Source organism: Flagellimonas alginilytica, from assembly GCF_042134605.1.
Classification (GTDB): domain Bacteria; phylum Bacteroidota; class Bacteroidia; order Flavobacteriales; family Flavobacteriaceae; genus Flagellimonas; species Flagellimonas alginolytica.
The window spans coordinates 1,519,940-1,535,916 of sequence record NZ_CP169638.1 but is presented as its reverse complement, the minus strand read 5'-3'; the positions used below and the strand labels follow the sequence as shown (position 1 = coordinate 1,535,916).

11 protein-coding genes are annotated in these 15,977 nt (G+C 40.1%); 4 read left to right on the top strand and 7 right to left on the bottom strand.

Annotated elements, in window-relative coordinates; genetic code table 11:
- Window positions 1-21: 21 nt before the first annotated feature.
- The 3 genes from mnmG to ABTP35_RS06735 are packed head-to-tail and all read right to left on the bottom strand — an operon-like array spanning window position 22 to window position 5,631.
- Entirely contained in the window at window positions 22-1,890 is a 1,869-nt protein-coding gene (gene mnmG / locus ABTP35_RS06745; protein ID WP_293298056.1) for a tRNA uridine-5-carboxymethylaminomethyl(34) synthesis enzyme MnmG, read from the bottom strand.
- A gap of 2 nt (window positions 1,891-1,892) precedes the next feature.
- Complete coding sequence (gene ybeY, locus ABTP35_RS06740; RefSeq protein ID WP_293298059.1) at window positions 1,893-2,312, bottom strand: rRNA maturation RNase YbeY; 420 nt, start codon at window positions 2,310-2,312, stop codon at window positions 1,893-1,895.
- Window positions 2,305-5,631: a hypothetical protein gene (locus ABTP35_RS06735; protein WP_375334504.1), complete on the bottom strand. Its 3,327-nt coding sequence runs from the start codon at window positions 5,629-5,631 to the stop codon at window positions 2,305-2,307. Before ABTP35_RS06735 ends, ybeY begins: the two co-directional genes overlap by 8 nt.
- A gap of 261 nt (window positions 5,632-5,892) precedes the next feature.
- On the opposite strand from ABTP35_RS06735, the gene gltX reads away from it, so the two are divergent.
- Together gltX and ABTP35_RS06725 are read left to right on the top strand one after the other, a co-directional pair.
- A complete protein-coding gene (gltX, locus tag ABTP35_RS06730; RefSeq protein WP_375334503.1) occupies window positions 5,893-7,389 on the top strand; it encodes a glutamate--tRNA ligase in 1,497 nt (498 codons plus the stop codon).
- Between the two features lie 92 nt (window positions 7,390-7,481).
- The gene (locus ABTP35_RS06725; protein ID WP_293298067.1) at window positions 7,482-8,420 is read left to right on the top strand and encodes an SPFH domain-containing protein; all 939 of its coding nucleotides are present in this window, start codon (window positions 7,482-7,484) and stop codon (window positions 8,418-8,420) included.
- Between the two features lie 65 nt (window positions 8,421-8,485).
- Here ABTP35_RS06725 and ABTP35_RS06720 read toward each other — a convergent pair whose 3' ends face one another.
- The 4 genes from ABTP35_RS06720 to ABTP35_RS06705 form a co-directional block, all read right to left on the bottom strand.
- Complete coding sequence (locus ABTP35_RS06720) at window positions 8,486-8,701, bottom strand: DUF6327 family protein (protein WP_224835974.1); 216 nt, start codon at window positions 8,699-8,701, stop codon at window positions 8,486-8,488.
- Entirely contained in the window at window positions 8,698-9,048 is a 351-nt protein-coding gene (locus ABTP35_RS06715) for a phage holin family protein (RefSeq protein WP_293298071.1), read from the bottom strand. The genes ABTP35_RS06720 and ABTP35_RS06715 overlap by 4 nt, the downstream gene beginning before the upstream one ends.
- A 3-nt stretch (window positions 9,049-9,051) precedes the next feature.
- Window positions 9,052-9,381 (bottom strand): YtxH domain-containing protein, encoded by a 330-nt coding sequence (locus ABTP35_RS06710; protein ID WP_224835976.1) that lies wholly within the window; start codon window positions 9,379-9,381, stop codon window positions 9,052-9,054.
- Between the two features lie 309 nt (window positions 9,382-9,690).
- Window positions 9,691-11,376 (bottom strand): glutamine--tRNA ligase/YqeY domain fusion protein, encoded by a 1,686-nt coding sequence (locus ABTP35_RS06705; RefSeq protein ID WP_293298074.1) that lies wholly within the window; start codon window positions 11,374-11,376, stop codon window positions 9,691-9,693.
- Window positions 11,377-11,641: 265 nt separating this feature from the next.
- Between ABTP35_RS06705 and ABTP35_RS06700 the strand changes: the two genes are divergently transcribed.
- Both ABTP35_RS06700 and ABTP35_RS06695 read left to right on the top strand, forming a co-directional pair.
- The gene (locus tag ABTP35_RS06700) at window positions 11,642-13,900 is read left to right on the top strand and encodes a gliding motility-associated C-terminal domain-containing protein (protein WP_293298076.1); all 2,259 of its coding nucleotides are present in this window, start codon (window positions 11,642-11,644) and stop codon (window positions 13,898-13,900) included.
- A gap of 6 nt (window positions 13,901-13,906) precedes the next feature.
- Entirely contained in the window at window positions 13,907-15,976 is a 2,070-nt protein-coding gene (locus ABTP35_RS06695) for a PorP/SprF family type IX secretion system membrane protein (RefSeq protein ID WP_293298078.1), read from the top strand.
- Window position 15,977: the final 1 nt, after the last annotated feature.

Sequence of the window (15,977 nt, the reverse complement as noted above, 5' to 3'; positions counted from 1 at the left end):
CACGTGGAACAGTTTGGCTCCTTATCGCCCCAAAAAGACTAAAAGGACGCTTATATCGGCAGGAGAAACGCCACTTATACGTGAAGCTTGCGAAATGGTTACCGGACGAATATTCTCCAGCTTTTCTCTTGCCTCATACGAAAGTGATTTTAATTTTGAATAATCGAAATTATCCGGAATTCGGACATTTTCCAACCTCTGAAGTTTATCCGCGTTTGTCTTTTCTTTCTCTATATAACCAGAATATTTTACTTGGATCTCGGCTTGCTCCAGCACTTCGGTATCGAGCTCGTTTTCCTTGACAAATTGTGCGACAGCATCTAATTGAAGCATGTGGTCCATAGTAACCTTTGGTCTTGAAAACACCTTGAATAGTTTATCCGACTGCTTTACCAAAGATGAATCGAGCCCTTCTAAAATGGGGTTAATTTCTTCCGTATTGAAACTGGTTTTTTTAAAAAAATGAACAAAAGCCTCAGACTTTTTCATCTTTTCTTCCATCCTGTTTACCCGTTCTTCTTTAGCTAAACCGATTTGATATCCCTTTGGTGTTAAGCGTAAATCTGCGTTGTCTTGGCGTAGCAATGTTCTATATTCCGCCCTTGATGTGAACATACGATAAGGTTCCTCCGTCCCTTTGGTAATCAAATCATCGACTAAAACCCCAATATATGCCTCATCTCTTTTAAGTACAAAAGGTTCCTTTTCGTTAATTTTAAGATGAGCATTTATCCCGGCCATTAACCCTTGGGAAGCCGCCTCTTCATAACCAGTTGTGCCATTAATTTGTCCTGCAAAATAAAGGTTGTTCACCAACTTGGTTTCAAGGGTATGCTTTAATTGCGTTGGAGGAAAATAATCGTACTCGATTGCGTAACCAGGCCTAAAAAACTTTACATGCTCGAATCCCTTTACGGATTTTAAAGCTTTATATTGAACATCTTCGGGCAATGAGGTTGAGAAGCCATTTACATAAACTTCTACAGTATTCCAACCCTCGGGCTCAACAAATATTTGATGAGAATCTTTATCTGCAAAACGATTGATCTTGTCCTCAATAGAGGGGCAATATCTGGGCCCTATACTTTTAATCCTCCCATTGAACATTGGCGACCTTTCAAACCCTTCTCGCAATAAATCGTGAACCAATTTACTCGTATGCGTCATGTAACAATCTCTCTGTTCAGTAAGAACCGGTGTGTTTAAATACGAGAATTTTTCTGGCTGTGCATCTCCAGGCTGGGGAATCATTTTAGAATAATCCAAGGACCTGCCATCCACTCTTGGCGGTGTTCCCGTTTTCATTCGTCCACTATCGAAACCAAGGTCAACTAACTGTTCAGTAATACCTGTCGCCGCTTTCTCACCAGCTCTTCCTCCTCCCAATTGTTTTTCCCCGATGTGGATCAACCCATTTAAAAAAGTTCCATTGGTCAAAACAACCGCCTTGCCTCTAATTTCGAGCCCAAGACTTGTTTTTACGCCCACTACTTTATCCCCTTCAATCAACAAACCATTTACCATTTCCTGATAAAAATCGGCATTTGGTGTATTCTCCAAAGCCATGCGCCATTCCTCAGCAAACCGCATTCTATCGTTCTGTGCTCTGGGACTCCACATAGCGGGGCCTTTGGATTTGTTCAACATTTTAAATTGAATGGCCGACTTGTCCGTGATTATACCGCTATATCCGCCCAATGCATCTATTTCTCGAACAATTTGACCTTTTGCAATTCCACCCATTGCAGGGTTGCACGACATTTGCCCAATCGTTTGTAGGTTCATAGTGACCAGCAAAGTGCTTGAGCCCATATTCGCGGCGGCAGCGGTAGCCTCCGCCCCAGCGTGTCCTCCACCAACAACAATTACGTCATATTCCTTTTCAAACATAGCTATGGTTCCACGTGGAACATTTTAATTTTTTCATCTTCCTTTTTGCGCATTAACTCTTTTTCGGCAACCGTTTTATCTTTATATCCAGTAAGGTGCAACACCCCATGGCTCATTATTCTGCGTAGCTCATCCAAAAAATCTTCCTTAAACTTTTTAGCGTTTTCTTCAACACGCTCGGTAGAAATAAAAACGTCGCCAGAAATAACCGATCCATCTGTATAATCGAAAGTAATGATGTCCGTTAACGTATCGTGATTCAAGTACTCCTTGTTCAATTGTAACAAGTAATCATCTGTGCAGAAAATATAATCGATCTGACCCACCGAATAATCTTCTGAATCTACTACCCTAGTTATCCAATCCGAATACTTGGGTTTGTTCTCTAAAACAAAATCACTTTTAAAATGAAAATCAATCATTATCGAAATAAACCTTTACCTTCTTTTCAAAATTTTGGCGCAAAGGTAGTGCTTGTCTATTTAATATTTCAATGCTATTTCTATAATCCCGAAGGAGCTCCGGTCGTGTAGTAATGGGGTTATCGAATCTTTTAATGCTAGTGCTACTTTCCCTTTCTTTTTTCTCACCTTGCTCCATAGCTGCATTTTCGAGCTTCATCAATTGATGTTGAATGTTGTTAGCCTTACTCTGGGTATGTTCCGTAATACCGTTCTGCAATAGGTCATTCTCAAATTCTTCCATTAAGTGAACCAGCTTTTTAGCGAGATTTTTATCAGACTCTTGTAACATATCCTCTAATTCCTGTTCCAACTTTTCCCTTAAATATTGTTGTTCCTTATAAATTTCGTAAACCTCGTTCAGGTCCATTTCACCAATACCATTGCCTCCCTCTTGCGCGCCATTTTGGTCTTTGCTATCAGAACTTCCCGTAGAACCAGATTCTCCTTTCTCTCCTTTGTGTCCCCTACCTTGACCGCCTGCATTCCCCTCTTCTTGACCGCCACTACTCTTACCAGACTTCTGGCCTTCACCTTGGGATTGTTGTCCCTGTTTACCACTTCCGTTCATTTTTTCCTGGATATCCTTTTGCCCTTGAATGATATCCGGTAATTGAAAATCCTGACCAGACCCCTTACCCTGTCCCGGTTGCATATTTTGTTGCATATTATCCAGCACATTGGCCAAGAAATCAGCCAATGCATTTGTGGCGTTAATAACATATTGCTGATAAGATGCTCCTTGATAAATCTGATTTTCGGCTATACTTTCCAATGATTTGTCTATGTTATAATACACTTCGGTTATTTGCTCATTGACAAATTCGGACAATTCTGCCCTACGCAATGAAAGCGCAAATAGACTATCATCCACATGTTCGAACAACCTACGTAAGTTTTGTTGGTTTTTTACTGTTCTTGAAAATTGAGAAATGTCAACATCGGCGTTCTGAATGCTATCGTATAAATTTTCTTGTTGAAAAGAAAACGTTACCAAATTATCCAATATTTGCCTTAACATTTCTGCGTCCTCAGCATCTGTTTCACCGCTGGCGGAGCTGGCGCTGGATTTCATGGACTGACTCATTTCATTCATTTTCTGGGCAGCGGACTTTTGCTTTTTGGAAGCGTTCCTTCCAGCTTGTTGTCTCTCTTCCGTTTGAGAAGATTCTTCCAATCCTTGATGCTTATTAATTTCATCTAGCGCCTCCTCTTGATCCTGTTTAATAGCATCTGTCTTTTTCTTATCCGTACCTAAGTCCAATGGTTTTTGAAGCTTATCATTGTCCTTCTCCAGGTCTCGAATCTCGTTTTCCAGCTCCTTAAATTCATCATTTAATCTGTTCTGATCTTTGTCACTAAACTCCTGACCCAATTTTAATTCCGACAATATTTCTTGCTTCTTAGCTAGTTGTTCAAGATTATTAGCTATTTGATTGGCTTTCTCAGTAACGTAGTACTTTTTGGTCAATTCCAAGATCTGTTCGAGGTTCCTTGCATTCTTACTTTGATTTTTACCTAGCTCCTCCAGCCTGTTCTGAAACTCCTCCTTTTCTAATTTTTCAGCAATTTTATTTAATTCTTCCAAAAGCTCGGCATTCTTCTTAGCCTCTGCCTCTTGTCGTTCCAAACGTTCCTGAAGCATTTTTTTAAGCTCAGTATCCTGCGAACTTTTCTCTATACTTTTGTTCAAATCATTGCTGAATTTTTGCATCAGCTCTTCCTGTTGTTTTTGCTTGTTCAAAAAATTCTTTATCTGGTTTTTCTCTTCATAATTAAGCGCCTTTTCCTCCTTTTGTAAATTAGAGATCTCGGACAGTATATCTTCTTGTTTCTTATATTCTTCCAATGTATTATCCAACTTTTTCAAAGTAGTGCTCTGATGCTCCATCTCCCTGTCTATCAACTCTTTATAACTATATATAGTGGCATTAAACGTAGCGCTTTTTGTCACCTTGCCGCCTCTAATTCCATCATTATCAACAATTTCGAAAAACAGCTTGTACTGTTTACCACTTTCCAATGCCAATCCAGAAGGAAAAGTGTAGTAAAACTGATATACATTGCTATTTGGCTTTTCCAAAGACAAGCGTTGCTGGTTTTCTAAATCATCCGTTGGGTAAACCACCAAACGAATATCACTTATCCCATGATCATCGGCCGCTTCCCCAATAAAATATGATTCGTTCGGGTTCAATGAATCCAATACTTGATCTACTTGTACCGTAGCTTTTTGATCTTTGACCACGTTTAAACGATACGAGAGTTTTTCAAAATCCTTAACCCTCTCATTGGATGTCCGCAGTTCATAATCAAAATCGTTAAATATTTTTCTATCAATATTAAATAGATCACCATCTTTTTGAAAAGCAAGGACTGTATCCATAGCTATCATCTTTATGTCTTCCACATAGTTTCCAAAAATAGTCCATGTCACCTTGGTGCCTTCCGGGATATCCGCATTCCCGGTACCGCTAACCTTCTCAGACACCCGGTTTAAATACTTTGGAAAATCCAACTCCAACGTAAAATCCACCAATGATGGAGTCCTATAACTATTTACAGTGTATGTTCTGGAATTCCATCCATTAGCAGAAAAATAGAACTTTGAACTTAATACTGGCGCTTGAAAAGTATATTCATAAAAATCGTTCTTTTTCTGCATTAACAACGGCTCATTATTAACAACGATCTCCACTTGATCGGGACGAACCTCGCCAACAGTTCTAACCTGGATTAGTAAGGCTTGGCTGTCCATAACCTCCAATGTGTTGTTCAATAAAACAAATGAAAAAGGTGCAGGTCTCTCAAAGGCGGTATCGTATTGCACAACCCTTTTATGGGAGTTGAAAAACGACACCAAATCTCCTGTTAACCAAATAAAAACTAAAAGCATCAGGGGTATTACCACATATTTTGCATACCTATAGCTTTCTCTAAAATCCACTGCTTTTGTGAAGGGTACCGGCTTTAGTTGTTCGGCTCTTTGATCAATACTGGCCAACAACAATTCTGTTTTTTCATTGTTATCCGATAGTTCCAATAAATTATAGAGTTTATCTCCTACCTCTGGAAAATGTGATCCAATAAGTTTAGAGGCTTCTTTTGAGTCAATTCCATTTCGGATTTTAAAAAGAAACAGCAAAGGAACCGCTATATAACGGTACAATAAATACAGCTCCACCAAAATAAAAACACAGAACAGCACCATTCTCCAAGCATTATCCAACCAGAGCCAGTATTCAAATCCAACAACAACAAACCATAAAATTGTTCCCAAGCTTAAAAACAAGAACAAACCTTTAATCAATTCTTTGGTATAAAATCGTTTAGTGAAGTCCTCTAACTTATCTAATATGTGCTGATATCCATTCACAATAATGCATTTGTCTTACCAAATTACCTGATCCTTAGTAAACCAACAGAAAAATTTTGTTAAACCTTACTCTTTTCCAATTATCCCAACTACAGAAAGCAAGCATCCAAAATCTTTCCAATTTGTGTGGGGGAACGTATCTTTGCGAGCAAATCCAACACTGTTATGAATCAGAAAGTACGTGTCCGTTTTGCACCTAGTCCCACCGGTCCCCTTCACATAGGAGGCCTGCGAACCGCATTGTTCAATTATTTGTTCGCCAGAAAAAACAATGGCGATTTTATACTTCGTATAGAAGATACCGATCAGAACAGGTTCGTAGAGGGTGCCGAACAATATATTATAGACTCCTTAAACTGGTCCGGAATTCCCTTTGATGAGGGTCCAGGCAAAGAAGGCGCTTTTGGTCCATATCGTCAAAGTGAACGAAAACATCTCTACAAACAATATGCTCTTGATCTTATTGCAAAAGATAAAGCCTATTACGCTTTTGATACCCCGGAAACCTTAGATCATCACAGAAAAGACCATGAGGCCAAAGGCAAAACATTTATTTATAATTGGCATAACCGTCTAAAACTGACCAATTCCCTATCTCTATCCCCGGAAGAAATAAAGTCGAAAATTGATAATGGTGAGGATTATGTTATTCGATTTAAATCGCCGGAGAACCAACAACTCATTCTCAACGATAGCATTAGAGGTGAAATCAAAATAGACACCAATATTCTGGATGACAAAGTTTTGTTTAAAAGTGATGGTATGCCCACATACCATTTAGCCAATATCGTTGATGATCATCTAATGGAGATTTCCCATGTGATCCGTGGTGAAGAATGGTTGCCCTCTTTGGCGTTGCACCAACTACTTTATGATGCATTTGGTTGGAAGGCACCCGAATTTGCACACTTACCATTGATCATGAAGCCAGTAGGGAAAGGGAAATTGAGCAAGCGTGATGGAGAAAAGGGAGGTTTTCCTGTTTTCCCACTAAGCTGGAACCAATCCGTGGGTTATAAAGAAGCCGGTTTTTTTCCCGAGGCGGTGATCAATTTTTTGGCGCTTCTCGGTTGGAACCCTGGAACCGAACAAGAAATATTCAGCCTACAAGAATTGGTAAACGCTTTTTCGCTGGAACGTGTAAACAAGTCGGGTGCGCGTTTCGATCCAGAAAAAAACAATTGGTATAATCAACAGTGGCTACAAAAAAAGAGCGACGATGAACTCGCCCAACTATTTACTGTAGATCTTGAATCCAAAGGAATTTTCGCAAATTCCAGTTACATAAAACAGGTAGTTTATTCGATAAAAGAGCGTGCTGTATTTGTGAAGGATTTTTGGGAACTATCCGATTATTTCTTCACAGCGCCCACCACTTACAACGAAAAAGCGGTAAAAAAGCAATGGAAAGAGGATACGCCGGACATTATGAAGGGAGTTATTGATATCTTAAAAGATATAAATGACTTTGAATCTGCCATAGTAGAAGAAAAAGTTAAGGCTTGGATAGGACAAAAAGAACTTTCGTTCGGTAAGGTTATGCCTCCGCTGCGATTGGTGATCGTTGGAGATATGAAAGGGCCGCATCTATTCGACATTATGGCTTTAATCGGTAAAGAAGAAAGTGTAAAACGCATAAGTACGGCCATTGAACAACTTTAGATTTTCAGCGACTGTAACAATATTCAATAATTGACTACTAATACATTGGTCGAGTTTTGTAATTTCCATTTCTAACATAAAATCTAAACACTATGGGCAACTATTTACTAATACCTATTGCGTTTGTCGCGCTTATTATTTTATTCAAATTTATCTTTATTGTTAAACAACAGACTGCAGTTCTAATTGAAACATTCGGCAAGTTTACCAGTGTTAGACACTCTGGCTTTCAACTAAAAATCCCATTAATCCAACGTATCGCCGGCAGACTGAGCCTAAAGATCCAGCAGCTGGATGTAATCGTTGAGACCAAAACATTGGACGACGTTTTTGTAAAGTTGAAGGTGTCCGTGCAATATGTTGTAATCAGAGAAAAAGTATACGAAGCATTCTATAAATTGGAATATCCGCATGACCAAATTACCTCTTATGTTTTTGATGTTGTGCGTGCAGAAGTTCCAAAAATGAAGCTGGACGACGTTTTCGTTAAAAAAGATGATATCGCCATCGCGGTAAAATCAGAATTGCAAGATGCCATGCTCGAGTATGGATACGATATAATAAAGACCCTCGTTACCGACATTGATCCAGATGCGCAGGTAAAAGCCGCAATGAACCGAATAAATGCATCGGAACGCGAGAAAATTGCAGCACAGTTTGAAGGTGATGCCCAACGTATCCTTATAGTAGAAAAAGCTAAGGCCGAAGCAGAAAGTAAGCGTTTGCAAGGTCAAGGTATAGCCGACCAACGCAGGGAAATTGCACGTGGACTGGAAGAATCTGTTGAAGTATTGAACAAAGTGGGCATAAATTCCCAGGAAGCATCTGCATTGATCGTTGTTACCCAACACTACGATACCTTGCAGGCCATTGGTGAAGAAACCGACACCAACCTGATTCTATTGCCCAACTCCCCTCAAGCGGGTAGCGATATGCTGAACAATATGGTAGCATCCTTTACAGCAAGTAACCAAATCGGAGAGGCCATGAAACGTAAACAAAACGAAAAAGATTCGGGCACAACCGAATAACTCTTTGTAATGAACAATAAAAAAGGCTCCCGATCGGGAGCCTTTTTTGTGCTGGTTACCAAATTCTAACCTAACTTTCTAAGCAATTTTTTTGCCACCAAAGAGATTGCGATTTTTTGGAACAATGGAGCCAAACCTCCCAATATATTGGCTGGGTAAAATTCCTCTTTGGTATTCTGTACCGCTAATTTTACCTTTTCCTCTTGTATCTGCCTTTGTAACTTTAAGATTTTAAGGTCTCGGTCTATTTCTTCAAAAGATGTGTATTCTGTATGCATCATAACTCATCAAAATAAAATTTAGAAAATCGTTTTAAAAGTGGCTTTTCTATCCTTTTTCTGAGAATAAAAAGAACAATACCTATCAGTACATAAAAGCATCCTACCAATAAAAAGCCCGTTGCGGTATTGCCCGTCCATGATCCCAACCAAAAAGCAGCGCTTATCGATAAAAACAAAAGGGCAATTGATGCAAAGCCACCTATAAACAATGCCTTTGTGGCCATAGTGATGCCTTTCATCATGGACTTAAAACTCTGCAGTCTGTATAGGTCCAGGCTGTTTTTTAGGTAGTTCTTCACACCATCCTCTACATAGCCCACTTGCTCTTTAATGTCTTCGAATGCCATATATTACTTTTGAAGTTGGGCATTCTTTTCTCTAAGGTCTTCCAGCTTTTTCTCCAATGCTACCAAAATATCATCGGCCTTATAGCTCATATTGGAAAGGGTATCCTCCAATTTTTCCTCAAATTCAACTTTTTTGGCATCCGCCGTTTTAGAGAACTCATCCTTGGCGTTGTGAAGACTTTGTGCAAGATCGTCTTTGGCCTTAACGGCACTTTTTTTAATCTTCTTTCTGGTTTTCTTTCCTTTGTCCGGAGCATATAAAATTCCTATTCCGGCACCCACAACGGCTCCGGTTAATAATGCGGTTAATACGTTTCCTGTGTTATTTGACATAATGTTATCTGTTTTTAATTAAACTTTGTTTTAACAAACCAATCAGTCGGATTATAAATCGGATGAACAATTGATTTATTCTAAAATTAAAGCGCCAAAAGAACGATGATCGATTCAATCGCTCTAATCCTTGACGCTTTAGATAACTTTTGACAAAATATTAAGAATAAAGCCTTTTAAGCAACCATAGTGGTCCACATCATGCAAATAGATTCCAGAAAAACAAAACGCTTGCAAAACGCAAATAAAAAGCAGCTTTTTGATAAGGTAACTCAATGGAAAACAAGTACAGAATAAATAGGTCTTATACTATCCTTTTTGCTCCAATTTGGCCCAAGTGTCCCTTAAAGTAACCGTTCTATTGAACACCAACTTTTCTGGAGTGGAATCTTTATCAACATTAAAATATCCCATACGTTGAAATTGCATTTGGTCTCCAACTTGTGAACCTTTGAGGCTAGGCTCCAAATAACCTGTTACCTTTTGTAATGAATTTGGATTAACAAAATCGAAAAAATCCTTGTCCTTATGACCATCTGGTGTTGGGTCCGTGAACAAACGATCGTACAATCTAACCTCGGCTGTAATGGCATGTGGTACAGAGACCCAGTGTAAAGTTCCCTTCACTTTTCGAAGACTTTCTTCGGTGCCGGAGCCACTTTTGCTTTTTGGATCGTAAGTACATTGCACTTCGGTAATATTACCTTCGCTATCCTTTGTGCAGGTTTCGGCTTTTATAATGTACCCATTCTTTAAACGTACTTCACCACCAAGTTTTAACCTAAAGAATTTTCTGTTGGCCTCTTCTCTAAAATCTTCCTGTTCTATATAAATTTCCCTGGAAAATGGTACTTGTCTACTTCCTGCGGACTCATCCTCCGGATTGTTCTCGGCCACCAACCATTCTTCTTTTCCTTCTTCATAGTTGGTAATAACCACTTTTAATGGGTTTAAAACGCCCATGACCCGTGGTGCAATTTTATTTAAATGCTCCCTAACACAAAAATCCAATAACGAGACATCTACCACGTTTTCCCTTTTGGCAATACCGATGGTATCCGCAAAATTTCTAATGGACTCAGGTGTAAAACCTCTTCTTCGCAATCCAGAAATTGTTGGCATTCTTGGGTCGTCCCACCCGGAAACAACACCCTTTTCCACTAATTGCAGCAGTTTACGCTTGCTCACAACGGTATGGCTTAGGTTCCTACGGGCAAATTCCCGTTGTTTTGGCCTAAGTTTATTGGAAGATACCACTTGGTCTAAAAACCAATCGTAGAGTTCTCTGTGGGGCAAAAACTCCAATGTACACAAAGAATGAGATACTTGTTCAATATAATCGCTTTCGCCATGCGTCCAGTCGTACATGGGATATATACACCAATCGGTATTTGTTCTGTGATGTGCTTTGTGCAAAATTCGATACATTACCGGATCACGCATCAACATATTGGAAGATGCCATGTCAATCTTAGCCCTAAGAACATGTTCCCCGTCTTTAAACCGCCCCTCTTTCATACCATTGAAAAGCTCTAAATTCTCTTCAACGGAACGATTTCTGTACGGACTTTCCTTACCTGGTTCGGTAGGTGTACCTTTTTGTTCGGCAATTTGTTCGGAAGTTTGGCTATCTACATAAGCCTTTTTCTCCTTAATCAAGTATACGGCCCAATCGTACAACTGCTGAAAATAATCGGATGCATAACACTCTTTGTCCCATTTAAAACCGAGCCATTCCACATCGTTTTTAATCGCTTCAACATACTCTTTCTCCTCCTTGGCCGGATTGGTGTCGTCAAAACGTAAATTAACAGGTGCGTTGTACCGTAATCCCAATCCAAAATTGAGACAAATGGAACTTGCATGGCCAATGTGTAAATACCCATTGGGTTCAGGAGGAAATCGGAACCTTAAATCGTTCTTGGTATACCCCTTGGTAAGGTCCTCCTCGATAATGTGTTCTATAAAATTGAGCGATCTAGCTTCTTCTGACATACCCTTGATTTGATGCGCAAATGTAGTAAAATCCCATGTTGATAGCTATTTTTAGTGCATCTGTGTATACAAAGTAGGCATTTTCACAACAGATTTTCAGCGACCTACAACAATATCTTTCCATTCGTCGAAAATAGAATCATATTTGTTATTGGATTACTATATGAAAAAGAGACGCCTGAACACCGTCTTTTGAAAGAATTACTATTAAGGGGCACAAACTAACAGGGCTATATGGCCCATAACCTCTTAAAATCTAACGGTGATGAAAAAAAGTAATTCAACAAATAGCATTTTAGTTCTGGCCTTGGCTTTTGTGCTATTTGGTACCCTGAGCGTACACGCTCAAATTCTCAACAAACCTGTACCCGCAGACAACCCCAACCTAGCCGGAAACTCCGCTTGGACCGCGGTTTGTGCATCGGCAGGTTTTAACGAATACTTCGTAAACTTTACTTGGCTACCGCCCATGGTGGACAGTAGCAACGAATTTATCCTTGAATTATCGGATAGCGATGGATACTTTTCTTCACCTACCGAACTTGCCAGGGTTAGCGACAAAAACGGAACTTTTGATTTTGAGTTTGAGTTTGCCCTGCCAACGAACATGAGAGGTGACAACTTTAAAATGAGGGTACGCAGCACCAGCCCGGCCAAGACCAGTCCGCCGTCTGATGCATTTTCCATGTACTTTATCGACTATAGTTCACCATTGCTAATTAGTGAGAACGGGAGCGGAACCATCCCTTCCGGAGGCCAGATTCAAATCTGTGGGGGAGGATCGGTAACCTTAAAGCCGCACAATATCCCAAATGCAGATTCTTATATCTACAATTGGTATCGAAGCGGTACACTACTTCCTCAAAAATCAGAGAGCATCACCGTTTCTGATCCTGGAATGTACTACGTAGAATTAGATTATGGCAATTGTTCGGGCTCGGCCAACACCTTGTCCAATACCATAGAAATAACAACTGGAACCAGTTCTGGGCTTGCTATTAACGGAGCCAGTTCCATTGAGGTTTGTCCCGGTGCAACACATCTTTTGGAGGCGAACATTAGCGGAATGGGCTATACCTATACCTGGTATAAAAACGGAAATATAGTCAGTGGCCCTATGGTTAATGGTAGCTCGTATACAGTAAATACCAACATCTCAGGGTTTGAAGGTTCTTATGTTGTAGAAATAGAAGGTTCCGGAATATGCAAAGAATCATCCGATGCCGTCAACATAACTAGTTCAGGTTCTTTTGATATCACTTTGGACCATGAAGAAAGTATTGTTTTGCTTCCGGCTCAGAATAAAACCTTATCCGTAAGTACCAGTGCGACCAATGCTACCTATCAATGGTATAAAAATGGTTCGCCCATTACTGATGCAACCAATAGTTCGTTGGATATTGATACTGTGGGCGAGTACTATGTGGAAGTAACCGAAAATGGTGGTCCGTGTACCCCGGCACCTATAACTTCCGCTACTACAACAGTGGTTTCACCAGATTCCTTTGAACTCGTAATCGACTATGTGGGCACTTACACTTCTTGTGCGAGTACCGACGCAACCATGAGCTTAACGACTATAAATGCCGTTGGCGAAAACGGCTCCAAAACAGATGTTACGGCCGATCTACAAAGTTCTTTCAGTTACCAGTGGAAGCAAGAAGGTACCAACATAGCTGGGGAAAACTCCAAAACTATCACCATATCCGATCAAGAGGGCAATGGAAATTATACCTTATTTGGATCTATAGACACTTTTGATGCTATTTCCAATGGACTTGAAGTTCGACTAGCTTCGAATGAATCCTTGGCAATAACCGCAAATAGCACGGTGCTCTGTGAAGGAGGAGAAGCTATTGTATTAAATAGTGGATTGGATCTTACCGACCAAGCCTTTGAATGGCAAAAAGATGGTACCGTAGTAGATACGACTTCTGAAGCACTTACCGTAACCGCTGCCGGTGTATATCAATTGATCATAAACACAAATGATTGTCCATTGATTTCCAATGAGGTGACCATAACTAATTTTGATGAGTCTTTACTGGTACTGGATAAATCCAAAGACCTCATCATAATCGAAGGGGAAACCGAAACAATTACCGCTAGCGGTGCCGACTCCTATGAGTGGTACGATGCTGGCAACAACCTAATATCATCCAGTAATTCTTACGACTTTACAGAAGAAGGAGAATACTTGCTAATTGCCAGCTTTGGTACATGTACCCTTAGCAAGGTGATCACAATAACCTATAGGGATATGTTTGCCATACCGAACGTTATAACTACGAACGGTGATGGAATCAACGACCTATGGGTTTTGCCGAACACTTATTCCAGAGACCCCAACGTTCTCGTTACCATATTTAATGAGCGCGGAGAACAGGTATTCAGCCAAGCCGGCTACGAAAATAATTGGCCTCAATCCACCACATCTTTTAACAAACAGAGCATGATTTTCTATTACAAGATCACGCGAGGTGGTAAAAGCCTTAAACAAGGAACTATCACAGTTATTAAATAAGCAGCAATGCAAATCAACAAACCTCTACTATTACTAACTTTCTTGCTACTTGCCTTCTCACCAACGAGAGGACAGGAAGAGGAAGTGTACGTACCCTATAACGTGCCTTCTCAAAACCTTTTGAAGTTCAATCGGTTCTTGTTGAACCCCACCTTTTCCACGGTTCGGGAAGACAAGTCGTACATCAATCTATTCCACAGAAACCAGTCGGTATCTTTTGATGACAATAACCAGGTTTACTTCTTAAGCTATAGTGGTAGAGTTAGCGATAGAAGTGGTGTGGGTTTAAGCTTGTTCACCAACAGGGAAGGGCTGTTCAACAATTTTGGTGTACATGCCAACTACGCCTATGGTGTTAGGCTAAGCACCAACAGTACTTTTACCTTTGGTGCTAATGTTAGCTACTACCAAAGTGCATTTAACCAAGATCGGGTAAACTCTGTTGAAGATGACCCGTTTTTGAATACCTTGGAAAGTAGCTCCTTGGTAAGCTTTCAACCAGGATTCAACTTCTCCATTGGTAAATTCGATATTGGTGGTTTTGCAGAGAACCTTTTCGATTATAATCTTAAAACCAGCGAATCGGTAACCGATTTTAACGAAAAAACCTATTCCGGTCACTTACAATATACCCATCAGTTCGAAAACGGAACAGGTATTATGGAACAGGCCCGTTTAATGCCATTGGCAAGGGTGCGCAAAGTAGGTGAAGAAGAAATTACCCTTGGTGGTAACCTTATTTTGGATTTGCCAAAACTAGGGTGGGTGCAAGCTGGCTACGATGACTTTTATGGTGCATCGGCAGGTTTAGGATTTAACCTTACCAAAAATATATCGCTGGGATATACAGTAGAAAAAGGATTGTCCAACGAGTTCGAAAACTTTGGGGTCACCCACGAAATCTCTCTCGCCTATTCCTTTACCCCCAATCTAACGGAAGACAGGGTAATGTTGGAAAAAGAAGGAGAAGACTTAGTGTCGAACGAAGAAGATGTACCCCAGGACAGTTTAAGCATTACCGATAAAGACCTCGAAATAGCCCAATTAAAAGATAAATTGGCAGAAAACGATGCCATTCTCGATGAATTGCTCATGCGTCAAGATTCCATAGAATCCAACCGTAGGCAAGATCTTGAAAAACGCTTTGAGACCGTTATGAAGATGGTACAGCGCGAAACCCGTGGACAAAACCCGGAGCTGGAGGAAAAGGCCAAAGAAGTGTACTTCGCCAATATGGACAGTGCCGATATCGTAACAAGAAAAAAGCAACCGCTTGCCAACCATGGTCTATCCAATACTACAGCTACCAAAAAGGTAATAAAGATCAACGAAGCAAAGGATAATACCAATAAGGCCTATGCCTCAACTGCAAGGGCAAAACAGGACAGAACCTATAGAAATACAAAAAACACTAAAGTAAAATACAAAGCTCATGTTGTTCCAAATGTGGAAAGCGGACATTACTTGATCGCCAATGTGTTTAGGGACAAGGACAACCTGCATTCTTTTATAGAAAAACTACAGGCACAAGGCATTGAGGCCGATTACTTTGAAAATCCAAAAAACGGACTCAACTATGTTTATATCGCCGAGTTTAACGACAAGAAAGAAGCTTTACATGCCTATCGCACAAAAATGAACGGCACTTACCAAGGAGACGCCTGGGTAATGAACGTAAACGGAGGAAACTCGCCAATTGCTGGCTACAATGAAGAAAGCAATACAAAAAAATCCAAATATGGAAATAGCTTATTGTCCAAAAACATCTCAGCAAATTCTGGAGAAAAACGCCATGTGGTAATAAGAACCCATTCTGGAGAAGGATTGCCCGAAGGGTATTACATTATTGCCAATGTGTTCGAAAACTCTACAAGCGCGAAAGAATTTGTTAAAGAACTAAATGCCAGAGGACTACATGCCAGTTACTTTATAAGCCCCCAGGACAAGCACAGGTATGTGTACTTAAAAAAACACGATACTTGGAGCAATGCATTGACCTCTTACTATACCAAACTCAACGCATCGTATGAAGACGATATGTGGATCATGCGAATAAAACCAAACACAACCATTTAAC

What these genes read in the sequence shown, in the direction of transcription:
- ABTP35_RS06700 (WP_293298076.1), top strand. Translation starts at nt 11,642, where the DNA reads ATGAAAAAAAGTAATTCAACAAATAGCATTTTAGTTCTGGCCTTGGCT.
- ABTP35_RS06725 (WP_293298067.1), top strand. Translation starts at nt 7,482, where the DNA reads ATGGGCAACTATTTACTAATACCTATTGCGTTTGTCGCGCTTATTATT.
- ybeY (WP_293298059.1), bottom strand. Translation starts at nt 2,312, where the DNA reads ATGATTGATTTTCATTTTAAAAGTGATTTTGTTTTAGAGAACAAACCC.
- ABTP35_RS06705 (WP_293298074.1), bottom strand. Translation starts at nt 11,376, where the DNA reads ATGTCAGAAGAAGCTAGATCGCTCAATTTTATAGAACACATTATCGAG.
- ABTP35_RS06710 (WP_224835976.1), bottom strand. Translation starts at nt 9,381, where the DNA reads ATGTCAAATAACACAGGAAACGTATTAACCGCATTATTAACCGGAGCC.
- ABTP35_RS06720 (WP_224835974.1), bottom strand. Translation starts at nt 8,701, where the DNA reads ATGATGCATACAGAATACACATCTTTTGAAGAAATAGACCGAGACCTT.
- gltX (WP_375334503.1), top strand. Translation starts at nt 5,893, where the DNA reads ATGAATCAGAAAGTACGTGTCCGTTTTGCACCTAGTCCCACCGGTCCC.
- ABTP35_RS06695 (WP_293298078.1), top strand. Translation starts at nt 13,907, where the DNA reads ATGCAAATCAACAAACCTCTACTATTACTAACTTTCTTGCTACTTGCC.
- ABTP35_RS06715 (WP_293298071.1), bottom strand. Translation starts at nt 9,048, where the DNA reads ATGGCATTCGAAGACATTAAAGAGCAAGTGGGCTATGTAGAGGATGGT.
- mnmG (WP_293298056.1), bottom strand. Translation starts at nt 1,890, where the DNA reads ATGTTTGAAAAGGAATATGACGTAATTGTTGTTGGTGGAGGACACGCT.